Genomic DNA, 25,217 nt, shown 5'->3' with positions numbered 1-25,217 from the left:
GATGCTGAAGCGAGCGATTTCGCTGATGCTTCGATTGCACTCATTTGCGTACACTCCGATCGTGTATCCGTGTGCTGAAAGCGGCGATGGGATGGGCTGGGGAACGGGTCGGCGGTTGAGAAGGGTCTGGTTGGAACCTGCGAATTGGCTCCAAGCCGTCTGTGGTGGCTGGCAATCGCTACAAAATTCCCAGTTTGTATGGCGGGTGTGTGCCTCCGTCACTGCTCTACCAAGCACAGGATTGGTTCGGCCGGCCATGACTTTGCCGGCCCAGGTTATCCCTGATATTGGACTAGGCTCACCGGATGATTAATCGAGGCACCTTCGACAGGGTTGATGAAGCGATCGATGAATTCGAAGCCTCGTGGTCGCTCGAATCTAACGAGGCGATCGAGGATTTGGTTTCACGATATGGATTGTCGCAAGATCATGATGCGATCGCGGAGCTGATTCGTGTGGATATCGAACTTCGCTACGAGAATGGCGATTCTTGCGAAGTCGATCATTACCTCGATCGCTTTGGGCAATTGCGTGATCAACCAGAATGCGTTGCTGAAATCGCGTTCGAGGACTTTCGCGCGAGATCTGCAATGGGATATCCCGTCTCTGCTGCGCGGTGGAAAAACCTGCCGGGAGTCCATCAAGAACCCTGGTTTCAAGATCTGGCCAGGTCGGCTCGCCGAAAACAGATTCGGTCTCAAATCGATGAACTGCAGCAGAGTCCCGGTGAGGATGCTGCCTTTCAAGCTGAATTAGCTGCGGTCGGATTTCAGCTTGTGCAACAAATCGGTACCGGTGCTTTCAGCCATGTTTATTTGGCAAACCAATCTGAGTTGGCTGACCGATTTGTCGTGCTGAAGATCGTCAGTGAAACGCTTGCCGAACCCGAGCGGATGGCGACGCTTCAGCATACGAATATCGTTCCGATCTATTCGAGTCACCGAGTTCTTTCACGGACGGTGATCTGCATGCCCTATGCGGGCAGCGTCACATTGGCCGATTTTTTGGCTAGCCGTACCGAGGCGTCTCAGCGCAGCGGCGAAAGTCTTGTCGGAACCGTCGAAGCCCGCATCCAAGACACGATGGTGATGGTGGTCGGTGACGATGATGAAGAGGATTCGCCTTCGGGGGAGTTTTCGCGAGTTCCTGCTGCCGACGATCTGGTCTTGTCGCGTCCCTTGGACCGGTTCAAGTCTCTCAATTGCGATGCATTGGCGTTGTCCATCTTTTCACGGCTGGCCAACGCGCTGTCACATGCGCATATCCGGGGCGTCTTGCACAATGACTTGAAGCCAAGCAACGTTCTCATTCGGAATGATGGTGAACCGGCGCTGTTGGATTTCAACCTTTCCCAAGCGATCGGTCAAAAGACAAACCGTCGTGCCGGTGGGACGCTGCCATACATGTCACCAGAAATGTTGCGAGCGTTGATGGGGGCCAAAGAGCAGCCGGACGCGACGTCCGATCTGTATTCTCTTGGCGTCATGATGTTCGAATTCATGACAGGACGCTTGCCTTATTCGGCTCCCGCTTCGATCGCTGAGATCGATTTGGCGCCAGCGGTTTCTGATCGCAAGTCCGCTCCCGGTTGGCTTGCACAGGATCAGGTAACACCTGGGCTGAGATCGATCATCGATCGCTGTTTGCATTTTGATCCAAAGCTTCGTTACCAAAGTGCTGATGACTTGCATTCGGATTTGGTTCGAGAGCAGGACAATCGGGCGTTAAAGTTAGCAGACGAACCGCTGGGGTGGCGAGCACGCAAGTGGTCACGTCGACACCCTCGACTGTTATCGGCGTTGGTCGCGGGTGTTTTATTGCTCGGTATCGTCGGTCCGGTCTCGATCGCACTACGCAATAGCCGGATCACAATGGACCGCTTGGGCGGTCAGCACCAGTTCGCGATGTTCTATGAAGCGTCCAGCCGTTATCTGTCCGAGATAATGGCTGATCCGGGACGCCATGCACCCGAAACGATCCGGCGCGGATTCGATCTAATCGAAGAGCACGAGCTTTCCAGCCGTGATCAGATGGATCGGCTGATACGATCGCTACCGTTTCCACAGCAACAGAAGGCTCGCGATGGGATGTTCATCTATATCGCGCATCTGGCCTTTTTAGAGCAGACTCGACTCTGGCGAAAAAAGACGATCGATGGTCTTGTGGAAAGCGATTTTGAGTCGCTGGATCACTTGATCTCGCTGGCCGACTTTCTAGATGGCGATTCACAATCTCGCGCCCGCTTGCATCTTCAAGCACAGAGGGCTCGGTTGTTTGGTGACACTGAAGAACAGGTGCGACTGTCACTGCAAGCGAATGATGTTCCGGCGAACACAGACACGGAGGTCTACCTAGACGCCGTCCGATTACTTGCCATCGGCGACTACGTTTCTGCAAGAGACATGTTGGCGATTCTCGCCGACCGCGACACCGTTCCGAGTGCCTTGCGATGGACGATGTTGGGGCGAGCACAGTTCCTAAATGATCGCTTCGATGAGGCAAAGCTGTCGTTCACGCAGTCGATCGAGCGTGCACCGAATTCTGCTGAATTGCGTGTGCTTCGTGGACGCTGTCACTATCGATTGGGCCAAACTGTCGCTGCCGATCAGGACTTTCGACGGGCTGCGGAACTGGAACCGGACAATCCCTCGCCTTGGTACTACCTTGGATATTTGCAACGCGATGAGGAACAGTACGAATCATCGCTCAAAAGTTTTCAGCAAGCGAAAAAACTGGCGCCCGATCGAATTCGAAATCACCTTCAAGTCAGCCGCGCGTATCGGCTATTGGAAGAAGACGAAAAGGCAGACGAAGCTTATGAACAAGCCTTCTCACTTGAGTGCATCGACACTGAAAACCTTCTCACCCGAGCGCAGGCACGCATCAGGACCAAGGACTACGAACTGGCGTTAGCGGATTTCCAAGAGGCTCTCCAGATGAATCCGGATAGCCCTTTCCTGCTGCTGCAAGTTGCCTGGGCACAGGCTACTTATTTGGAACGCTACATCGAGGCCGTTGAAAACTACAAGCATCTGCTTGAAGTGCAGCCGTACGATGAAAACGTCTTGATCAGCTTGGCCCTTGCTTACCTGCGTTTGGAGAAATTCGATCTCGCCACAGCATACGCACGCAAAGCGATGGACCCACCGAATTCGCCTCGGACTATCTATCAGGCCGCCTGTATTCACGCCGTGATCGGACGCCCATTCAATCGGCAGCGTGCACTCGCGTTGCTTGCCGAAGCTGTCAAAAACGGGTATCCGGCAGAAAAGATCGACACCGATCCTGATCTGGATTCGATCCGAGACACCGAAGAGTTTGAATCGATTCGCAGATTCCTTGAAGCATCACAGCGTTCTCGAAGAAATCGCCGTTAGCGATCAATCCAATCGTTTCCATACACACCTAAGTTTTGGCTACTAAAGATTAGGAAGCACGAATGTCCCCCCGGGCGAATATCAAACGAAAATCATCAGTGAGACTTGAAGTGCTGGAACAACGAAGGTTGTTGACGACCTTCGGTGAAGCTTGGCCGAATGAACGTGAACTGACAATCAGCTTTCCCGCAGACGGTGTCGCGATTGGTCATGGCGAAAACGAAATCGCTTCTTTATTAGACCCAGTCGCAGATCGGCAGCAGTGGCAGGAATTGCTTCTCAGGGCATATCAAACTTGGTCGATCCATTCCGGATTCAATGTTGGGTTACGCAATGACTTTGATGTCCGGTTCGGAACGCCCGGTCTGACCGTGGGGGATCCTCGCTTTGGAGAGTTTCGTATCGGTGCTTTTCCGCAGACAGGGCTTGTCGCTAGCAGTGTGCCTTTTCAGGCAATCGCAGGAACGAATTCCGGCGATCTGTTGTTGAATTCAAACGAGACGTTCACTTTCCACGACTGGCAAGATAGCTTGCCACCGGATCCGGCGACGATCGAGGATGGTGATCGCGATGTCTTCAGTTTGTTCCTGCACGAGTCGGGCAACACGCTTGGAATCGACGACAATGACATGAGCTGGTCGGTGATGTTCGGTCAGTACACCGTGCCGAAAGGTGTTTTGGCTGAAGAAGACATTGCCGCAATTCAAGCCCTCTATGGTCAACGTATTGATCCGTATGAGCTTGTCGATAATGGCGAGATGCAAGTTGCGACCTTGCTAGGGACGCCGGCTGACTTCGAACCGAACACACAAGTGCTTCGCGCTCGCGGAAGCCTGAAAGATGGCCAAGACGTAGACGTGTTCAAAGTCGTTCCCGTTTCGGGATTCGACGAAATCACGTTTCGAGTTCGCGCCAAAGGTGTCAGTCTCGTTCAGTCGAAACTAGAGGTGCTGGATTCTGCCGGAAACGTGTTGCAGTCTCATGCCGCCACGTCCGTGTTTGACAACGATAACGAATTAACTTTGTCAGGCATGACAGGTACGAATGAACTTTACCTTCGTGTTAGCCCGCTGAACCCCGACGATATCTATGCCGTTGGCGATTATTACGTCGAAGTCGACTATCGGGACGCACAAACCCGGGCATCTGACCTGTTGCCAGGTGATTACAACAGCGGCGCTGACGCATTGTTCACCGGATTCGATTTGGCTGATCTGGAAGTGGGGCAAAACGAAACGGTTGGTGACGCCGTCTCGATCGACCCGACAGATTTGATTGCCGGAAATCGCTATGAGCTTCAAGCCGCCATCGGATCATCCAGTGATATTGATTTCTACAAGATCACCGCACCTGCGGATGTCGACGGCAAGTTGGTCGTGCATTTGTCAACTGTCGGAACCGATGCACCTTTATTGAAATTACGTGTCGTCGATTCCACTGGGCAACCGGTTGGGACGGCTGGACGCATGCGGGCGGATGGTACCATCAGCGTCGAAGTCGCATCGCCTCAAGCCTCCGAAGATTACTTTGTTCGTATTGGTGTCGATCCTAGTTCGTCGGTCGATGTGGGCAATTACGTCGTCGTCGCACAGTTCGACAACGCCGCATCAACAATGCATCAATTGTCCAGTGGAACGGTCGATGCCGATGCCGATCGCTTTATCCGATGGGAAGCAGCAAAAACAAAACTGTTCCGCTTTGATCTTTCCGCAGTTGGTCTTGATCAAGCACAGGCGGTTCGCATGACCATCTACGACGCACATACCCGTGAGGTCAAGTTGGTTGCCAAAGCAAACGCGGATGTAACTCGCACGGTGATGGCTTGGTTGCAGGAAGGGGAGTACATCCTTCAGTTTTCTGCCATTGCCGATGGTGAAGCGACCGCTACAGGAATTGACTATTCCCTCGCGATTGACGGTCTTTCGGATGACCAAGACGACTCGGAGTACGATGGGGAAAACACAGGCTATGACCCCTATGACTACGAATATCGCGATAGCTATGACTACTCCGATGTCTACGCATACGGGCCAAGCTACTACACGTACTATTACTACTATTACAACCCTGATTACTACACCTAGTCGTCTGGTGCTATCGCGGTCGCTTCTCGAATTGAAAGGCGAGCGCTGATAGTCAGGCATGCTTGAAATTCAAAACGCCGATCCAACTTTTGAATCCTTTTCTAATCGACGAGTGATACACGCAGTTACATGACTATTCAGTCTGCCACTCCGCAATCTGTTCTGCAAAGTGTTTGTGATGCGATCGATCCGTTGCGGCGACAAACCTGTGACGCGATCGTCCGGCAATCAAAACGTCAGCTGCAGCAAAATCGCGATCAGGATTTCGACGGTAAAGTCCTAGCTGTTTGTGCAGTCGCAGCCTCGTTGCTTTCCGGCGATGACTGCACTGTGATATTTGATCAACTGGAATGCTTGGATGATTGGGGATCCAGTGCCCTTGCCAATCGGATTGCCGGCTACGCAAGCTTGGCAGAAGGAGATTTTACGTCTGCGGCAAAATACTTTTGCGACTCGGTCCGGCTGGACCCACACCAATCGGACTGTTGGAACCTTCTGGGGCAAATAGCAGAACAGGACGACGATATCGATGGAGCGATTCGTTATTACGATCGAGGAGCATTCTTTGATGACGACTCATACAGGTCCGTGCTCGCATTGGTACGGATCTATAAAGCTCGCAAGAATTTAGGCGATGCGATACACGTTTGCCGTGTCGCGTTGATCCGCGATGCCCGTTCGGCTGTCCTGAACCGGACATTGGCAAAGTTGCTTGAAAAGCGGGCAAGGAACCTAATGCGGCGAATGCGCTATCGAACCGCCAAACGCCTGCGTCTGGAAGCACTAGCGTGCTACAAGGTCGTCAATGCACGCGAGCCAGAAAGAAAGATATTGATGGCGCAGGGACGCTTGCAACACATGATGGATCGCCACGATGAAGCTCGCGAGACCTATCAAAAGGCAGTCGAGCTTGATCCTAAATCACCCGTCACCCTAAGCCACCTTGCCAGTGCCAACGTCGACTTTGGTGAAATCACGACGGCGCTAAAGCAATATGAAATGGCAATTGAGCTTGATCCGAATCGAGCAGACACACACTTTCGGTATTGCAGGGCACGGAAATTTCGTCAGGGCGCTGATGTTCGGAAATACATTGCCAATCTGCAGGAGTTGATCCGCCAAGCCAAGCCAGAAGGTCAGCGGCAGATCAGTCTGAATTTTGCGTTGGCGAAGGTTTTTGAGGACCTAGGTGACTTTCCACAGGCGTGGGAGCACTACAAGCGAGCCAACGAAGTGAAAGCTCGTCGGCAACAGGCGAAAAGTCGTGCTCGTGGTCAAAACATGGACGCCGAGCGTTCGATGGAGGCCGTCGTCGATCAGGCAATGGATTTTTTCTCTGCGGAAACGTTTCGTCGACTTTCTTATCTTGGGAATGATACGCAGAAGCCTATCTTTATTGTCGGGATGCCGAGGTCGGGAACAACGCTAACTGAGCAGATCATCAGTAGCCATCCTGAAGCGGCTGGTGCCGGCGAATTGAATCACATCAGTCAGATCCGATTTCAGCTGTCTCATGTTCGGCCAGAGCGTTCGGCTGACGGTTTAAGATCGCAACAGGATCACTATCCAAGTAATTTGCCTAGCTTGGAACCTGCGTTTGTGAGACAGCTTGGGCGAGAGTACATCGATGAACTTGCCACCTTTGATGCGGCCGCGACACGTGTCACTGACAAAATGCCGACCAACTTTTGGCATCTGGGACTGATCGCATTATTGTTCCCCAATGCCACTGTCGTACATTGCCAGCGGCATCCAATGGACGTGATGGTTTCCTGCTATTGTCAAAACCTGAATCCACCATTCTGTGACTTCGACCAAATGCTGGACTATCACCGGAGCTATCGTCGGATGATGAGGCATTGGGAACAGGTTTTGCCGATCAAGATTTACAATAGCAGCTATGAGGCACTTGTTGAAAATCCGGAACCGATGTCGCGTCAGTTGATTCAGCATTGCGGACTTCAATGGTCTGATGCGTGCTTGGACTTTCATCACAACACAAAGGCCGCGCATACACCCAGCAAATGGCAGGTTCGACAACCGATGTACCAATCGTCGGTCGAAAAATGGCGAAAGTTCGAGGAACAGCTTGAAGCCGTTGCAGAACGAGTTCACCTCGAACTGGCAGATGAATCAAATCACGGAACGCTCGGTTCAGCGACCGCTTATTGAAAGTCAACACGAATGCGAGATTCAGAGTCGGGCATCCACTGGAAACGCTCTTCTTCACCCGACGCGATCGTGCTTGTTTGTACAAACCATGAGTCGCCGGATTCGATCATTCCAGATAGGCTGGATAATTGAATTGCCATTTCGCAGACCACGATGTTGTCTTGTTGATCGGTGGCAAAGTACCAGGTCGGATTCCAGGCGGTCACGCCATCAAGGTCATCGCGTGTTCTTCTGTCGCGGCAGCAAGTCAGGTTCATTGATGTGAAAAGGTCGCGATCTGCGTCAAAGCATAGCTTCAATCGGTCGACGTCTTTCAAGTCTGCATCGCGATAGTTGTTTTGGTTCGGTATTTGGCTTTGCCGAAAACGATGGCTGGGGACAACGACCGCAACGTAAAGGAACTCATTGTCCCAGGCCATCGCGATACGCACCGGGGCGTCCTCGGCTGTTGCCGCCGATTCTTTCCAAGCGGTTTGCCAAAGGTTGTCATCTAGTTTTCCGTCCAGTTTAGGTGGCACCATGGTGCGACGAGCGACGGTGACTTGATCAGAGTGTTGCCGCAACAAAGAAGCCCAGCCATTTTCCTGGTTGGCTATCTGACGCAAAGCCGCTGCTTGCGCATCCGCGTTGGCATGGACAGATTCGTCTGCCTGGTCGAGTGAACGTTTGATGGAGGCTTCCGCGATTCGTTTCACCGGGTGGACTTCCCATGCGAGGTCCAGTTCCTGGGAACCGGTTCGCGGCAAGGTTGTTTCGTCCACCGGAACCAAAGCCGAAGTTTGGATCACTGCGGATCGGGCTGCAGGTTCGTCTGTGGGCATGGACTGGAATGGTGAAACGATATTCGCGTGGCCCGATCCTGAGGGTAGGATTTCGCTGTCTTGAGGAATGGGGGCGTCGATGGCTTGGGGCATTGAAGGCTTTACCGAGCTAATGCCACGCCAGTAGTTCCATTCGACACTGCTTTCGCGAGTCCTCGCGTAGGTGCCTGCAAGCTGTCCCGCAGACGTTTGTGGAAAGCGGTTTTCAATCACCTTCAGTACGGTCGACAGGTGCGGATGGCGTCTCGCTTGAGCGGCAAGTGACCAAGCAAGTCGAAAGCGATCATGACGACTTGTTTGATCGAGTAAGCGATTGAAGGAGTCCGCAAACCAAGCGGGGGAACGTTGTGTTTGTGCGAGTAGGCTTGTCAGTCGCTCTTGTTGGCGAAGTCGGCCTTGGACAACTTGCTGCCGATGTCGGCTGGCTGTCGATTCGCGTTTAGGGAGGCGGCATTGGCTATCAATCTGAACTCCAGACGACAAATCGTCACTGCGGATTTGCTGGCTACTGGTGCTGTAGACCGTATTGATATAGATGCCCTGCCCAAGACGTTGATCGTCGGATTCGATCGAGCAGTTGCCTGACCAGAGTTGGCTATCGATTTCAAAATCATTAGCGATCGTGCCGGAGTCCGAAAGCAACGCGTTGCGATGAAGGAGCATTTCACCGGCACCATCGGACGAGAACTCAATAACCTTGCTGGTACGGCCTTGGGCAGCTTGTAAACGGATTTGTTTCCGAGTCGTTTGACTCAGTCGACTGTCGATCGCAATGACAGGTGCATCGAAAATTTCCAAGATGCGCGAGACTTCATCATTGTGCAGGTCAGTCGCTGCGTCGAGGCATTCGACTGAAGCGACCCCTAGATTCATCGCCGACTGTCGAAGGCTTGGAGGAATTCCACGATCACTTGTCGCGACCAGGATGTTGCACCGCAAGCGTTCCTCTAGCGTTTGGCGACCGATCATGGACCAAGGAATCGATGACGCGTCCTTTGCAATAACCAGCAGTCCGCACTGACCGGTTTGCCGAACGGAGTTCCAAGTCTTTCCACCGTCCGTTGAACGATATAGGTTGCCGTGGTCACCAGCACATAAAAAAGTTTGAGCGTCAATCTTGCACGACATACGAATCAGGCAGGGTTGGCCGATCAGTTCACGCCAGCGGCGGCATCGTTCCATGGTGATGTGATCGAACCTGCCGGGCTGTGCTACTTCTTTGGATTCGTTGGCTTCGATCCCTTGCCAAGTTTTTCCGGCGTCGTGCGAAACGAAGACGTGGTTCCCAGTAACAGGATCGACATCTCCTAGGGCAATGATCGAGGCTGTTCGATCGGCTGGGTTGGGAGCTCCGCGATCCTGGTATTCAGATTCGAACTGCAGTGACCAGAATCTCGGTAGGTCTTCAACGAGAGATTGCGTCCAGGTTTGGCCACCATCGCGACTGGTCAGCACTACTCCGCGAGACACCCCGGTGATCGGATCAGCGCCTCCACCGACAGCGACCAGTCGATTGGCATCAACCCAAAAGACGTCGCTCAGCGAACATTCAATTTCGCTGACGATCGAATCCCAGGTGGCACCATTATCGATACTGCGAAGCATCAGGCCGTGGTCACCGACCGCGATTCCAATACCTTTCTGGTTGAAACGCAGGCAATGGATCGTTGCTGATTCACGCAAGTTCTCGCTGTCGCAGTAGTGCGGCGTCCAAAGAGCAGTGGGAAGTTCTCGCTCAGTCGCCGCTGTGGGAATCGGTTTTAGCGATGGAGCATCTGTCAGGGGCCATAGTCCACCCAGGTAGGCCGGGTTCGATCCGCTCGGGGCATCTCGCGCCGTTCCAATTCCCATCCAATTTTGGGCCTGGCAGCGTTGGCCAGCCGAAGCGATACACAGAAAAAAAACTGTGATGAAAATCAAAGTCACCAAAGGGGGGCGGTTGATCGGCAGTTGTCGCATCGAAATCTGGCAATTTTGTTTGTTCATTAGGCCCATCCTTTGACCAGGCTGGAGGCAGCCATTAGTGCGGTCCATCCGAGAACCAGATTTGCTAGCACATAGCCAGTTGTCGGCCCCCACTGGCCTTCTTCTGCCATCGCAGCGGACTCAGCGGCGAAGGTCGAAAATGTGGTTAAGGAGCCCAGGAAACCGACTCGGACAGCGAGCGTAATGCGCTCCATTGCCTCCGAATCGCTGATCTGAAGGGCGGTTACTCCACCTAGTAATGCACACCCCAGCACATTTGCAATCGTAGTTCCGTACATGTTGGATCCCCCCGGAACGGCGGATGCGGCCAGGGTGATTCCGTATCGGCAAAGAGAACCGGTTGCACCAGCAAACGCGATTGCTAACAAATTGAACCAAGTAGTCATCGTGTCCACAGGTTTTACGCATTGCCTAAGTTTGGGCCCCCACTTACGTTAGCGTTTAGATTCGGAAGTTCTGTCGGCTGCGTAAATGTCAGTTTTTATCCCGAGCTGAATTCGGAGGGCTGACCAGCGAACCGTCGTCAGGGCAGCTGTGTCGCACCAGACGCGTGAATCTCACCTTGTGATTCCTGTTTTTCCCCAATCTTTCGCTAGAACATTTTCCCCTGCCATGAGCACTGCTGAAGCTGCAAACACTGATAATCGCGTGATGACCGGAGCCGACATTGTTGTCAAGTCTTTGGTAGATCATGGCGTCGACGTGCTCTTCGCATATCCGGGCGGATGCAGCATGCCGATTCACCAAGCGTTGACGCGTTTCGGTGATTCGATTCGTACGATTTTGCCACGACATGAGCAAGGCGGCGGATTTGCCGCTCAGGGTTACGCTCGGGCAACCGGACGAGTCGGTGTGGTGATGGCGACCAGCGGCCCCGGTGCGACGAACCTAGTCACCGCAATTGCCGATGCAAAACTAGACAGTATTCCAATGGTGTGCCTGACCGCTCAGGTCCCCACCAAAGCGATCGGATCGGACGCTTTTCAAGAAACCCCGATGGTCGAAGTCTGTCGCGGGATCACCAAGCATCATTACTTGGTGACCTCAATCGACGACCTCCCACGTGTGATGAAAGAAGCGTTTCATGTTGCCAGCTCCGGTCGTCCGGGCCCCGTTCTGGTCGACCTGCCGAAAGACGTTCAGCTTTCCGACGTCACCGAAGTCGACCTCGACCCGCCGATGGATTTGCCCGGTTACGAGCCGGCCGCACCTGCGATCCCCGCCGAGACGGTTCGCCAAATCGCCGCGGCGATCAAATTGGCACGTCGCCCAGTGATCTACTCCGGTGGTGGTGTCATTCTTGGCAATGCCAGTGAAGAGCTTCGCGAGTTCATTAACAAGACAGGTATTCCAACCGTCACCACGATCATGGGGATCGGTTCGGTTCCGCCAGAAAACGAACACTCGTTGGACTGGTTGGGAATGCACGGAGCTGCCTATGCAAACTATGCCGTACGCGATTGCGATTTGCTGATCGCTCTGGGCGTTCGATTTGATGACCGCGTGACCGGCAAGGTTGAAGCGTTCGCCAAGGACGCCAAAATCATCCACATCGATATCGATGGTTCGGAACTGAATAAGAACAAGGAAGCTCACATCCCGGTTCGCGGCGATGTCAAGCAAGCCCTGACGGAACTCAACAAGACCGTCACCCGCTGTGATATCGATCCGTGGCGTAAGCACTGCACCGAACTGAAGGCGAAATACCCCTTCACGTACGACACCGAATTCGACGGCATCCTGCAGCAGCACGCTATCCAAACGCTTAGCGATATGACCGCCAGCATGGACACGCAAATCAGCGTGGGCGTTGGACAGCACCAAATGTGGGCGGCACAGTTTTACAAGTTCCGTAAACCTCGTACCTGGCACAGCAGCAGCGGTCTGGGCACCATGGGATTCGGTTTGCCAGCGGCGATGGGGATCCAAGCCGCTTTGCCAGACTCGTTGGTGATTGACATCGACGGTGACGGCAGCTTCCAGATGAACATTCAAGAACTTGCGACTTGCTTCTGCGAAGAACTGCCCGTGAAGGTGTTCCTGTTGAACAACCAGCACCTCGGGATGGTTGTCCAGTGGGAAGACCGTTTCATGGATCGTAACCGCGCCCATACCTACCTTGGACCGATCAGTCACGACGAAGCAAGCGGCAACAGCACCGCAGAACGCTTCACCTATGCCACCGAACGATACCCGAACTTTGTTCAAATCGCGAAAGGCTATGGATGTGGTGCGGCAACCGTCCGAAAGAAAGCTGACCTCGAAGGCGCGATCAAGGAAATGATCGAGCACAAAGGCCCCTACTTGTTAGACGTTGAAGTGCCTTACCAAGAGCACGTTCTGCCGATGATCCCCGGCGGCATGACCGTCGATGACATGATCATGAAATAAGTCGTATTTAAACGCGAAACCGCCCGGTGACTGCCGGGCGGTTTTTTGTGGGTGGATGTATCAAAAGTCTTCTGCCGTCACGTCGATTCGCCGGCTTGGGCAGATCCACCATTCAGGTTTGAAGTGGTATCAAAGAGTTAAGCCGCTTTCACTGAGCCACTGAAGCGACTGTTGATAGGCATCGGCCACTTTAGTGAAGCCCACGGTCGATGCCGCCGCTGTGCCTTTCTCATAGTTCAAGACGCTCTTGAGAACATCGCCCATCGGTCCTGAATGATCGAGCAATGCGTCATTGATTTCTGAGGCAAGCGGAAGCAGTTCCAGCACTTCTTCCATCGGCTGGTCAAGCATCGCGTCGAGTACCGAGAACAGTCCAAGTGTGTAGAACCGTTCGGGAACTTCGCTAGACGTTTCTTTGGCTAGCAGTTCACATGTCTTTGCACGTGTCATCGCTAGGTTGATCAGTTCTTTCGGTTTCCGTTCGTCGAGCCCCGTGAGGACAAGCATCGAAGCGAGTGAACGCAATCGATGGATTCCCATTAGTGCGGTTGCTTGCCGAAGTGACTCGATTTTGCGCGTCGTACCGGCTCCGGCTGAGTTTACAAAACGCAGTAGCCGGTAAGACAGATTCGCATCCATTTGGATGATGTGTTCAACATCGATCGGAGTGATGTTGGGATCTTGCAGCTCCGAAACCAATTGAATAACAGCGGCGACGTTGGACTGCATTTTGCCGCGGCTGATGACTTGCGGCTTACTGAAGAAATATCCTTGGAACAAGTCACAGCCAGCGTCAAGGCATTGCTCAAACTCTTCCTGTGTTTCGACTTTTTCGGCCAACACCGTTTTGATCCCCGAATCGCGTAGTCGTTGTACGTGTTGCTTCAGTTCGCTGTGGTCGATCGCTGGGAATTCGATTTTGACCACATCAGCCAGTTCGATTAGGGGCATCAATTCTGGACGAAAAACAAAATCGTCCAGTGCGATCGCATAACCCATTTCACGTAGTTCGTGAATGGCCGCAAGGATTTCTGGCTCAGGCTCGATGTCTTCGAGGACTTCTAAAACCATTCGGTCTTTGGGAAGGCACTGCAAAGTTCGGTTGATTAGCAGGTTCCGGGTCGTGTTGATGAAGGCTTGTTTTTCACCAACCAGAGTCTCGATCCCAATGTCGGTAAACGCGCCTAGCAGAACAGATGCGGTTGCATGGTCGCCATCACGAAAGTCGGCAGCCGACGTTTCGCTGGATCGGAATAGTAGTTCGTAGCCATAGACTTCCTGTGAAGAAGTCAAAATTGGCTGGCGACCGACGAAAGCTTTTTCCATAGTTCCTTGGCATATTTGAGTAACCAAAAGAGGCTAGCTTTCGTGGGAATCCCCGTGGCTGAAATCAGCTATCTGTGAGGGATGACGGTCCTGTTCTGAAGAGGCTGTGGACAATCGGGAATTTGAACATTGTTTTAGTCTCTGCCAATGCTGACCAAAGCGGGCAGCAGACTGAGATTGATCCAGGTGCCGATAATCAATGTCCATGCGACAAGAGTGCCAAAGGTTGCCGTCGGGATAAATTCGCTCGTCGACAAAACGCTAAATCCTGCGACCAACGCGATCGTTGCTAGCAGGACTGGTGCCCCGATATTTCCGGCTGCGGAAACTGCAGCGGCTTCCGATTTGCGACCGATTTTCCGACGTCGTCGATACACCATCAGCAGGTGCACCGAGCCATCGATCGATAGTCCGACCGAAACGGCCGCGATCATCGCCGCGCCCATATTGATGGTGCCACCTGAAATCGAGACTGCCGACAGGACAAGAAAAGCCGGAAGTAGATTGGGAACCAAGGCGGCTGTCGCTTGACGGATGCTGCGGGTCGCAAAGCACATCAGCAGCCAAATCAGCGCTGTCGCGGCGGCAAAGCATCTCCACTGATCTTGTACCAATTGGTCGACCAGTTTGGTCATGATGACGTAATAGCCGGTCACCATTGCTGTTGGTGCCGGTTCGTTTGCAACATGCACCAGTTCACCGCGATCGATATATTGTTGTGCGATTTCCGTCGTGCGATTCATCAACGTCCGTTTCTGAGCCGCAGGAAGCCCTTCAGGACTGCGTAGCATGATCCGCAACTTGCGGCGTTGTGCTTTACTGGGTAGCGGATCGGACACCAGAGCTGCAATGAAAGATGGCAATCGAGTTCTCATCGCTTCGATACGCAGAGCCGCGGGAAGCCACTTGCCGGCATTCGATCGGCCGATCACTTCGGTAGCGTCTGCGATACTAATCGCCTTGGAAAGACCTATCGGTCCGAGTTCGTCGATCAGTTGGCGTTCCAGTGTTCTTACGATTTCAAGTTGATCGTTCGTCACCGGATCATTGACTTCGAGAACCAAGTCCCACACACCAGCGCCACCAAGGTTATCTTCTACTCGCCCATATTCGACCACGATCGAACTGTCATCGCGGAAGTTGCTAAGGAAGCTGGTTTCTGTTTCTGCTCCGGTGACAATCCAAACTGATACTGCAATCAAAACGACCGTTCCGATGGCGGTCCACCATCGATTTTCGACGAACCAGCTGGAAACGCGGAAGCAAAGCCGACGCATGCTTCGCGTAATTCGTACCTGGTAAGACAGTTTCGATTGTCCCAGATTCAGTTCCGCAATCATGAAGCAGGTTGGCGAGAACAGCAGTATTGCAGCGAAGACGGATAGCGCCGCAAGTGCGACCATCATGCCGAATTGACGGACGGGTTGAATTTCGGAAAACCAAAGAGCTGCAAATCCCGCTGCGTCGGTTGCGCACGTCCAAAAGATCGGCGCCGCCATCGTCGTCATCACATCTTGTGTCGCTTCCGAACGGTTGAATCCGCGTCGTCTTCGTCCGTGGTAACGGACGCCAAGGTGCAATACGGCGGTTACGGCGATCACTGTGACGATCGCTGTCAGGATCGAAGCAATCAATGACAGTTCGATTCCGATCCAGTACATCGTTGCTTTAGTGACGATCACAGTCCAGCCAATGATCAGCGACAGCAGCAGGACCAGTCGAACGTCCAGCAATGAAACGATCACCACGAGTGAAAGCAGAATGACCGTCGTGATCGCGAGGCGGTTTCCATCACGATTTACCAAAGCGAACGCCTGATCGACCAATACCGGTTCGCCGATCAGCGATACTTCTGAGACGCCGGGACTCCCTTCCCAGTGATCGGCAATCGTACGAATCTTTTCGACCGTTTCAGGCGAGTGCTCTTGATCAATCATTGCGACGACCGCCGCATGTTGAAAATCAATCGAATGCGTATAGCCTGAAAAAATTTGGTTCAAGCCGCTCCCGATCGGATCGTCCTTCCGCATGAGTTTCGGTAGCGGGTCTTCTATTTTGTTTCCCAGGCCAAATGGAAGCGAGGCGGTGCTCATGCCCTCCGCTGCTTGGTCGAGTACCCAAGGAGAAAGGACTGCGGTGACTCCGTCGAGTGATTTGATCTGGGTCGTGATTTTCTCACTTCGCTGCATTCCTTCGCTGCTTGCCAACGAGGAATCGCGATACATCAGGACGAGGATTTCATCATTGCCGAACCACGTTTTCAGGTCTTGGTACTGTCGAATCGTGGGATCGTTTTTACCAAAGAGCGACTGAACGCTTTGGTCCGTCTTCAATCGCGTTGACGCCGGATAGGCAATCGCCAAAATGGCGATGCCGAGAATCGAAAGAACGAATCGGCCCCGGACGGCGTATCGGATCAAAGTTTGCATCGGGGCACGGATACTGCGAGAGTTGCCATCGCATTGCGAACGGCCACGCCGCAATTGTGGATTTGCAGGCAACGATGTGGCAATGTCAGGATTGTTTCAAATTGTATGGACCCGTCGATGCTACGTGGCACGAGTGATTGTCGTCAACCAGCCCGAATTAGAATCTGAGAATTGCCTTGTCGTCGCATCGACCTAGCCGTTTCTTGCTTTTAGGTTTGTTGATCTGTTTGGTCATCCGTGGGGGGGCCATCTTGGCGAGCAAGAGTGCCTTCGTCAGCGATCCAGATGCGTACAAAGCGATCGCCTCGACGATCTCACAGCACCACGTGTTTGGCTTGACATCGTCGGAGGGGATTCCACGGGCGATCGCGTTTCGGCCACCGCTTTATTCTTGGCTGTTGTCGTTCATCACTGTCCAGCAGAATGTTTTGCATTGGTGGCTTGCCGCGTTTCACATCGGATTGGCCATGGTCACCGTCGCGTTGGTGTTTCAGTTGACACGACGGTTTGTATTGCAGAGCGATCCACAACAGGGATTGAAGGCGGACCTGTTTTCGCTGGCAGCAGGCGTTCTGGTCGTGATTGATCCGATCCTACTGCGTCAATCATTGGATGTCATGACCGAAACACTGGCCGCAACGCTGTCAACAATCTGTATCGTCGCGTGGCATCGTCTACATTCCGATCAACAGAACAGCAAGACACGCACGAGTGCTTGGGCTGTTGTGTTGGGGGGAACGTTGGCTCTTGCGTATCTTTGCCGGCCGACCTTTTTGGTGTGGTCTGGGCTACTGGTCTTCGCGTTGCTAGTCACCAAGCCGTTGAAGAAGGCGTTTCTATCGGCAAGCATCGTGGCCGCTTGCGTGGGCTTGGCATTGGTTGGCTGGACAATGCGGAATCAAGTTGTCACAGGGCATCCCGTGTGGGCGACCACTCATGGAGGTTACACGTTATTGCTGGGAAACAACGAATCCTTCTATGACTATCTTTCTGGCAGCCAAGCTGGAGAACGAAATGTTGGGGGCGCCTGGGACGCAGCGAACTTTATCAACGCGTATCAACATCGTTATGAAGGCGACCCTCTTGAGGCAACGTTTTGGTCAAGGTCTTGGCCTGATCCACCGAAAATGCCGCAGTCAGTGACGGAGTACGATGATGATCGATTGGCGTATCGGTCGGCCGTCTCAACGATTAAGCGGCGTCCAAAGTTATTTGCTTGGTCGTCGTTAATTCGGGTGGCACGGTTGTGGAGTCCATTTCCACATGACATCGAAGGGCGATCAAGGTTCGCCGTTGTTGGCGTCGGAATGTTCTACCTTGTACTCGCAACCGCCGTGTTGGTTGGGATCCTTCGGCACCGACATGTCTTGTTCGAAAAACGCTACTGGGCGATCTGGTTGCTCGCATTTACTTTGACCGGTGTCCATTCGGTCTATTGGAGCAACATGAGAATGCGGGCACCGATCATGCCCATCGCGGCGATGCTTGCTGTGGTCGGATTCGTGCGACCACGGGCGGACGAAGCCTCGGGTGACGGTCAGGGGCGTGATTGAATGTTGGCGCCGAGCTTATTTCGTTTCGCTCAACACTCGAGCCACATCGATCGGGACGATTCCCGAACGCTCGAGTTCCATTTTCAGCTTCGCGGTCATATCTTCCTGCGTAAACTGGACACGAAAGTCTCGTTGACCAGATTGTTTCAATCCACAGGCAAAGCTTGTCGCACTTCGTTCAGATGGATTGAGCTGATCAAAGACGAGCGTGAGAATTGGAAGGGCGTCACAGCGACCGACCAACATGACTTTGTGTCGGTCACGCAGAAGGCTTACCGTTTCTCGAGCGATCCAATTGACCGCGTGATTGGGTAGGGTCGCAGGCGTGCTGTCAGCAAAATCGCTTTCCGGAAGCGGCATCGAAATGGGCTTCTCTGTCATTTCCGATTGTGGCAGTTGATGATTTTCGTCTGCCGGAAGAATGAGGTGCCCAAGGGCGAGCGCAGTGCGGGCAAAGTCGATCGCATGATAGCTGTATTGTAACAGTTGCCGTCTGGTCGCGACCAAGGCCGACGTGACAACAGAAAACCCGCCTCGGCCGCTGTATTCGGGCGCACCGTGTACGGTGCGTGCGATCGCATAGTGAGAATCCGAGACCGGAAAAAAACTGAGTCCCCAAGCGTCTTGGAGCTCACGATCGGGCGGCGTTTCAATCGAGTTATGTGATGGGGCGCATTTGCAAAAGGCCGTCGACAAACCGGCGTCGATCCCGGCGGATTGGCCGATGACTTGGTAGCCCTTCATTCGGCTGCGATTCGCCGATCCGTAGGTGATTTGTTCGACAAGCATGGCTTAACTGTTTTGAATGGCCCAGTGCAATGGTTCGATGACACCGCGTGGTTGGATGTGCAGCGGCAGTCGTGACAACGCTCCGGTTTTGTGGCTCATCAATATTGACGATCCGACAACACTAGCACTGAAGACATCATGTCGTGGGAAGTTCTGTTGGCAGTAGTCCATGAACCGCGGCATGTTGTTTTCCATGAAGCGACGCGGGTCTGCTTCTGCTTCGGGGCAAGTGTCACTTTTCGTAAATACGATCGCAACTGCTGGTGTTAAGTCCCGTGACTTATCGAGATGTGATAGGCCTTGTTGCTGGGTGATATACGAGCCTAGTTTCATCGCGAACAAATCTTCGCGTGCGCCATTGTCTCGAACTTCAATGGAATCGCAGAGCAACAGGAATGCCGATGTTCGTTCGACGATGTGGGCTACCGCGGGGTACATCCCGGGATGTTCCAGTTCCATCGCGATGGCTTCACCGGCGAAGTCAGGCGCGACAAAGTCGACTTGTTTGTGTTTGCGTTTTGACGAGTCGGTGACAACGCAGTGAAGCCACTTCCATAAATCGGACTCGTTCGGAGTCTTTTCAGGGAAGCGGCGATCTTCTAGTGCGGCAACAACTTGTTCTTGCAATCGAAGTGAGAACGCGCCGTTAGGAACACCCTTGAGATACTTCGCACCGCCGCATAGGACATCAAGCAGCAGTCCGAGATAGACGGTTTTTCCGGCATTGCTGGGACCAACGACAGAGATGAAGTGTGGGCTGACATTGCGTTTGGCAATGGAACGCGTAATTTCAGCGGGCGTATTGCAGACATCGCAATAGTCGTCATCGCTGGCCATTTGGGCATCACAGCAGACGCACAAAACAACTTCTTCAGATTGTGGCGGATCGTAGGTATCTGTAGTCATGGCTGGTACGAATCACAGTTCGTGGAAAAGAGACTTAAGGGACAACAATTCAATTGCCTGAAGTCTCAGGTGGTTCAAGGCCAGAGGAGGAGAAGCAACAGCGGAATCCGATGTTGGGTTTACGTGCTGTGAGGACATCCGCACTGCGGCTTTGGCAAGTCGTATGTGAATGGAAATAGCTATCGAATGCGCCGCCACGAATTTCCGCCATCGAGTCCGTCGCATGCACTGCGATTTCGTCCGTTGCGGCAAGCAGATACTGCGTATTGATCCACTCCCAGACATTTCCAACCAATTGGCGAATCCCGTCGGGGGTGCTGCCTTTGATAAAGTCGTGGATGGATGCGACGTGATGTTTTCCGGATGCCCATGTGTTGGCAAATCCAGGATCGAATGAATTGCCCCAGGGGTAGCGAGCTTCTTGAAGGCTGTCGCTGTTACTGAGGCTCCAAGTGGCAGCGCGTTGCCACTCGGCACTGGTGGGTAGGCGTTTTCCTGCCCATTGCGCGTAGGCGTTTGCTTCGTACCACGATACGCCAGTTACCGGTTGAGCTTCGGTACCGGGCAACGGTGCACCGTCCTTCCATGAAGATGGTCCTGGATGCCGTGTCTTATCGACGAACTGCAGAACATTTGTAAGTACCTGCTCCGGCCAAAGATGCACATCATCGTATGACCCATCATCGACGAAACGTTTGAAGTCTGCGTTGGTCACACACCAACGATCGATGAATAAAGGTTCGACTTCGCTGGTGCCAAGCGTTTGCGGAACAAGTGATGGGCCGTCGGCAGTGGTCGTGGCATATTCGCCGTGCAAAACGACACAGCCGCCAGGGACGTAGGCCATGTCATGATCGATGGCCTTCCAAGCAAAGTGCAGTGATTCTTCGTCAAACTGCAGACCGTCTTGCGGACGGACGATATGGGCATATTGGCGATTGCGAACCAGGATGCGAATGTCTGGTGGCGCGTTCGCGTAGTCCAAAACTGGCGCTGGAGCGGAATCGGCTTTCGAGCGTACTCGACTCGACGATCGGAAGAAGCTCAGTGGCCGGGTGAATAGTGTTGCAAGTGGCACGGTAGTCTCCGACAGACAATTATCGATTACGGTTGGATCGCAACGCGCGCTGCATCCGTTTGAACTCTTCAATTCTTTGACGCGATTGGGCGTCGTTTTCACACTGAACGCTCTCATCAAGTGATGAAGGCTGGTGGCTCATCCCTCCGCCCGGAAGGATGGGCCGATTGGCAACCTGCGGTGCATGATTGATCACCGAATTTTGACCAGCAGGATTCGGTCCAGTCGAACTCGGCGAAGCATCGGGAACCGATGCGGGCGATGGTGTGGTCGGAGCGACCGGTTCATGTTCGACGACACTGGCAGCCGGTTCGACAGATGTGGGCGGTTGTGTTGAAGCGGCGGGAGGATTTTGAGGCAGTACCGGTGAAACGACCGCGACGGGAGAGACGGCTCGGTTCACGTTCGACGAACCAGCAACAGAAGCCCCGACACGGCCTCCCTGCATCGACTTTCGTCGTTCGGCTTCAACTTCGAGCCAAGCTGCTGTCAGCATTTTCGCTTGATCGCGGAGGGCCAGCTCGCGTTCGGCTGTTCGCTTGCTCCACTCCGACTTTTGTTGATCTAGTTTGGCGAGTGCTCCGGCAAGTAGCGACTCTCGCTCGAGCAGTTGGGCGGAGCGATTGATCAAGCGACGGATTCGAGCAATCCAAGACCGTGTGAAAAGTTCGACATCGCTAGAAATCTCTCGCAACGATTCTGCATCGTTCGCAGACATCGGTGGGACTTCGCGATCTGGTTGCGGCGCAACACCGACGCTTGTCGGAGCGGGAGCAGACCCCAATGGGGACGCCCCGTCATGCGTCGTCATGAAATTAGAGTTGGATGCCATCATGACAATTCCAAAGTGATGATTGGTGAATCACGGCTAACCCGACTAGGGATGTTCAATCAATCGTGCATTCGCAAAGTTCTTCACGAAGTTTGACTTGTGAAGCGATCTTTCTTTCCGAAGGCACTCGTGTTTTCAATTCGCGGAAAGGTTTCCGCGGGCATTTCGTTCGTCAATTCATAGGCCTTCGCGAGGCCGCTGGTGTTGTAATTGCGATATTTGCTCGCCATCAAAACGTTGTCGATCAGGATGGAATCGCTCCCCCACGAACACCACTGGCCGGTGTTACGCAATGTGAGTTGGAACGATAGGCATCCGAATGATCAACGCCCATGTTAAGCGGCTAGTATTCTTCGTCGACTCGTTTCCACAGGTTGGAAATCCTTCCGAATAGCGAATCGGACTTCGGACTACGCTCCGACTTCTCCTCCTCATGGATTTCACGAAGATGCTCACGCAACGTCTTCAGCTTGTAAGCAAATTCGCGATCGGGTTGATCCTTTGCGACCGGAGTGTTTCCGATATCTTCGAGCTGTTTGGAAAGTTGGAAACGGATGCGTGACACATCAGCTTTCTCTTTCGCAAGTTCTGCGCGAAGCGATTGCAGTTCGTCCGGTTCTTCTTGTTTCAGTCGATCGACTTGCCGCGTCAAACTGGCAACTTGTTTGTTTGCTTCATCAAGCTGTGAATGAAGGTCGGCGTTGCGACGCTGCAGTTCTTTAAGCGTTTCATCGTCCAGCTGTTCTTCAACCGTTGGGCCACCGACGCGTTTCTTTGCCGCGTGAAGCATTTGCTGGAACTTGTCGCGTTCTTCACTAACGTCATCGATGCGTTGGCGAAGTGCGTCCTGTTCGGCCTGCAGTTCCGATTCACGTTGTCCGATACGGTGTTCGATTTCACCGACCCAAGTCTCCAGGCAGTTTCTCTCTTCTCGCTCGGCCTGATTTTGAACTTCAGCAGTTTGCAAAAGGTCTTGGAGAGTCGCGACGCGATCGTCGTGTTCTTCGAGTTCGGCAAGTAGCGTCTCGACACGATCGGCAAGATTGGTGTCTCCGAAATCAGCGTCGGTCGTACTACTAATCGAATCGGTCACACCAAAGTCGTCGTCCTGGGCCATCAGTGATAGCTGTTCGTCACGCTCGGCAAGTTGCATTCGCAGGTCTTCGATTTCGGCACGCAACAAAGCCACCACTTCGGGATCGACGTCCTCGTCTTCTGTCGGATCCCAATCGAAGTCTTGGTCAAGTTCAGTTGTTACTGAGTCGAACGAGGCGATAGCAGCAGGGGCCTCTATCGAATCTTCATTCTGCACTTCTGACTCATCGGAATATTCGCTTTCGATCGATGGTGAATCGTCGAACGCGTCTACACGACCATAATCATCTGACAATTCCGCTGACGCGGATTCTGCCAATGAGAGATTGGTTTCCAAGTCCGGTAGGTCATCAGCTACGTCGATCTGTTCTGCGACGGGTTCGGCCGAAGGCGTTTTTACTGATTGGCTGTTGCCGGAAAGTTCGATCTGGATCTTTCCAAGGATGATCGAATCGCCGACGTTGATGACGGTTTTTTCTTCGATCTGAAGTCCATTGACGATCGTGCCCGCATCCGATGCCCAGTCCTGAACTGAAACGACATCTTCTTCGACGTCGATCAGGCAATGGATTTCTGCAACGCCTTCGCCTTCAACATGAATCCCACATGAGGATCCGCTACCGAGGAAGACACTGCGACCTTCTTCGAGGTGATGCTCAAGAGCGGATTTGCCGATGCGATGAACGACTAGACGAAAAGATGAGACGGTAGGTGACGTGGAGCGGCTCATGAAAGCGCCTCGACTTCTTGCGTTGCGGTGGTCGGGGTGACTGGTGGGGCGACAGTTGACGAATCATCGCATTGCGGTTGTGGCGCAACGGGAATCGAATCAAGCTCACGCATGGTTTCGATCAACGTTTCGCACTTGTACGGAGACTTCATCAGTCGGTCTGGAACGAATCCCAATAGACGTTGCCACGGTACATTGGGATCATCGATCACTTGAGGTGGTGCCAGGACAATCTTGCGAGCGTCACCAAAAGCTTCTCTCGCTGATGTGTATGCTTCACGAATGGCATCACAACTTTGCGGCGTGTCAACGGCAAAGAAGACAGCGTCCGGCTGAGTTCGTTTGACCAGTAGCTGCAGCGTCAGCGTGTCGCGAACAACTTTTCCGGTGAAAGGACCACCGTTTTGTTTCAGCTCGTTGCGCAGTTGAGCGGCAACAAGTCCGTTGGTTTCGTAGGCAACGAACTTGCCTTGGCTTTCATCCTTTTTGCAGTCCAAAACGTCAGCGGCGACAAAGCCGCAGAGAACTCGTCGCAATTCTTCTCGATCCCAATTCAAGCGTTGCTGCAAGTCATCGATGGACCGTGGTTCGCTGACCAAGTTCAGCACTTTCATGTGCTTGGCAGACAAGCCAGCTCGGTCCAAGTTTTGGCCGCGAATTGCTCGGCGAGCATAGCGAAGCGAAGATTCGTCTTCGGGTAGCTTTGACGCATCGCAGTGCAACGCGAATTCGACAAGCAAACCCATCAGGCCGATTTCGAGGGGAAGGTCGCGTTGAAGCGATGGGAACTCGTTGAGTGCACGGAATTGGAATCCTTTCAATGGACGGTCTTTGGCCAATCCGATTAGCATCGCGGCTTGGAAGCGAAGCAATTTCGCTGTTAAACGTGGATCGAGGACTCGCTTGTCCATTAATTGAACGAAGCCGTCGAATTCGGCAGATCCACGTCCGGCGATTGTCAGACGAAGTACTTCTGACAGGTTCTTGAGCGATTCAGGCAGCTGATCGACAATCATCTGCGTCTCGTGAGGTTGCAAACCGGTCGCGTTGATTCCTTGGACCCTTCCGCGATCCAAGTAGACCCAAAGCCGCAAACGCTCTGCTTCGATTTCCAGAACACCTTTCTTGGTTCCATTGTTCAGGAAGTCGATGATCTCTCGGATGCCGAACATGCTGAATCGTCCGGCGAAATCTGGTTCTGCCGTTTCGCCAATGATTTCTGGTACGGCCGAACCTTTGCTTTGCGATTCGACGATCATCGCTGCCGTTTCGATGGCATTTTCCACCGTCGTTTTCAACAGGTTTTCCGTATAGGGCTTGGGCAACATGTCGACGACGTTGTCCAAGTCCGCGTATTCCACATAAGCTTTTTTGCGCAAGGTCGAACTGACAACGACGGGGATCGTTTTCAGTGTTGAGGATGCGGCAAGCTGTTGGCAGACTTCGAAACCTGTGGTACCGGGAAGTTGGTGGTCCAGTAGGATCAAGTCGGGACGAATTTCCTCCGCCAACTGTAGACCTTCCTCGGCAGTTGGGGCCAAGGTGACAGCGTAACCGGCGGGGCTGAGGTGCGAATCGACCAACTTGCGGATGGTCGCACTATCGTCGATGACCAAGACTTTCTTTTCGGCCATGAAACTTAATCCTC

15 protein-coding genes are annotated in these 25,217 nt (G+C 53.2%); 5 read left to right on the top strand and 10 right to left on the bottom strand.

What is annotated here, in order from left to right; genetic code table 11:
- Positions 1-305: 305 nt before the first annotated feature.
- The 3 genes from LOC67_RS06325 to LOC67_RS06315 all read left to right on the top strand — a co-directional run bounded on the left by LOC67_RS06325 (position 306) and on the right by LOC67_RS06315 (position 7,633).
- On the top strand, positions 306-3,377 hold the full coding sequence (locus LOC67_RS06325) for a serine/threonine-protein kinase (RefSeq protein ID WP_230261688.1): 3,072 nt from the start codon (positions 306-308) through the stop codon (positions 3,375-3,377).
- Between the two features lie 98 nt (positions 3,378-3,475).
- A complete protein-coding gene (locus tag LOC67_RS06320) occupies positions 3,476-5,461 on the top strand; it encodes a matrixin family metalloprotease (protein ID WP_230261687.1) in 1,986 nt (661 codons plus the stop codon).
- Positions 5,462-5,590: 129 nt separating this feature from the next.
- Positions 5,591-7,633: a tetratricopeptide repeat-containing sulfotransferase family protein gene (locus LOC67_RS06315; RefSeq protein WP_230261686.1), complete on the top strand. Its 2,043-nt coding sequence runs from the start codon at positions 5,591-5,593 to the stop codon at positions 7,631-7,633.
- Here the strand turns inward: LOC67_RS06315 and LOC67_RS06310 are convergent.
- Positions 7,627-10,440 (bottom strand): hypothetical protein, encoded by a 2,814-nt coding sequence (locus LOC67_RS06310; protein WP_230261685.1) that lies wholly within the window; start codon positions 10,438-10,440, stop codon positions 7,627-7,629. The genes LOC67_RS06315 and LOC67_RS06310 overlap by 7 nt on opposite strands.
- Positions 10,440-10,826, bottom strand: a complete 387-nt coding sequence (locus tag LOC67_RS06305; protein ID WP_230261684.1) for a fluoride efflux transporter FluC — start codon at positions 10,824-10,826, stop codon at positions 10,440-10,442. The genes LOC67_RS06310 and LOC67_RS06305 overlap by 1 nt, the downstream gene beginning before the upstream one ends.
- 226 nt (positions 10,827-11,052) lie before the next feature.
- On the opposite strand from LOC67_RS06305, the gene ilvB reads away from it, so the two are divergent.
- Positions 11,053-12,831 (top strand): biosynthetic-type acetolactate synthase large subunit, encoded by a 1,779-nt coding sequence (gene ilvB / locus LOC67_RS06300; RefSeq protein ID WP_230261683.1) that lies wholly within the window; start codon positions 11,053-11,055, stop codon positions 12,829-12,831.
- A gap of 129 nt (positions 12,832-12,960) precedes the next feature.
- Here the strand turns inward: ilvB and LOC67_RS06295 are convergent, their stop codons facing one another.
- Both LOC67_RS06295 and LOC67_RS06290 read right to left on the bottom strand, forming a co-directional pair.
- Complete coding sequence (locus tag LOC67_RS06295) at positions 12,961-14,157, bottom strand: EAL and HDOD domain-containing protein (protein ID WP_230261682.1); 1,197 nt, start codon at positions 14,155-14,157, stop codon at positions 12,961-12,963.
- 134 nt (positions 14,158-14,291) lie between these two features.
- Positions 14,292-16,586, bottom strand: a complete 2,295-nt coding sequence (locus tag LOC67_RS06290; protein ID WP_230261681.1) for an efflux RND transporter permease subunit — start codon at positions 16,584-16,586, stop codon at positions 14,292-14,294.
- A gap of 176 nt (positions 16,587-16,762) precedes the next feature.
- On the opposite strand from LOC67_RS06290, the gene LOC67_RS06285 reads away from it, so the two are divergent.
- Complete coding sequence (locus tag LOC67_RS06285) at positions 16,763-18,139, top strand: ArnT family glycosyltransferase (RefSeq protein WP_230261680.1); 1,377 nt, start codon at positions 16,763-16,765, stop codon at positions 18,137-18,139.
- 15 nt (positions 18,140-18,154) lie between these two features.
- Here LOC67_RS06285 and LOC67_RS06280 read toward each other — a convergent pair whose 3' ends face one another.
- The 6 genes from LOC67_RS06280 to LOC67_RS06255 all read right to left on the bottom strand — a co-directional run bounded on the left by LOC67_RS06280 (position 18,155) and on the right by LOC67_RS06255 (position 25,203).
- Positions 18,155-18,928, bottom strand: a complete 774-nt coding sequence (locus LOC67_RS06280; protein WP_230261679.1) for a hypothetical protein — start codon at positions 18,926-18,928, stop codon at positions 18,155-18,157.
- 3 nt (positions 18,929-18,931) lie between these two features.
- Positions 18,932-19,834, bottom strand: coding sequence for a TRAFAC clade GTPase domain-containing protein (locus tag LOC67_RS06275; RefSeq protein ID WP_230261678.1), 903 nt, complete (start codon positions 19,832-19,834; stop codon positions 18,932-18,934).
- A 49-nt stretch (positions 19,835-19,883) separates the two neighbouring features.
- The gene (locus LOC67_RS06270; RefSeq protein WP_230261677.1) at positions 19,884-20,912 is read right to left on the bottom strand and encodes a formylglycine-generating enzyme family protein; all 1,029 of its coding nucleotides are present in this window, start codon (positions 20,910-20,912) and stop codon (positions 19,884-19,886) included.
- A gap of 19 nt (positions 20,913-20,931) precedes the next feature.
- The gene (locus LOC67_RS06265; protein ID WP_230261676.1) at positions 20,932-21,723 is read right to left on the bottom strand and encodes a hypothetical protein; all 792 of its coding nucleotides are present in this window, start codon (positions 21,721-21,723) and stop codon (positions 20,932-20,934) included.
- A 364-nt stretch (positions 21,724-22,087) separates the two neighbouring features.
- Entirely contained in the window at positions 22,088-23,569 is a 1,482-nt protein-coding gene (locus LOC67_RS06260; protein WP_230261675.1) for an FHA domain-containing protein, read from the bottom strand.
- Complete coding sequence (locus tag LOC67_RS06255; RefSeq protein WP_230261674.1) at positions 23,566-25,203, bottom strand: response regulator; 1,638 nt, start codon at positions 25,201-25,203, stop codon at positions 23,566-23,568. The genes LOC67_RS06260 and LOC67_RS06255 overlap by 4 nt, the downstream gene beginning before the upstream one ends.
- Positions 25,204-25,217: the final 14 nt, after the last annotated feature.

The sequence above is a fragment of the Stieleria sp. JC731 genome (genome assembly GCF_020966635.1).
Classification (GTDB): Bacteria; Planctomycetota; Planctomycetia; order Pirellulales; family Pirellulaceae; genus Stieleria.
The sequence above is the reverse complement of the archived record's forward strand: the minus strand, read 5'-3'. Positions and strand labels throughout refer to the sequence as shown.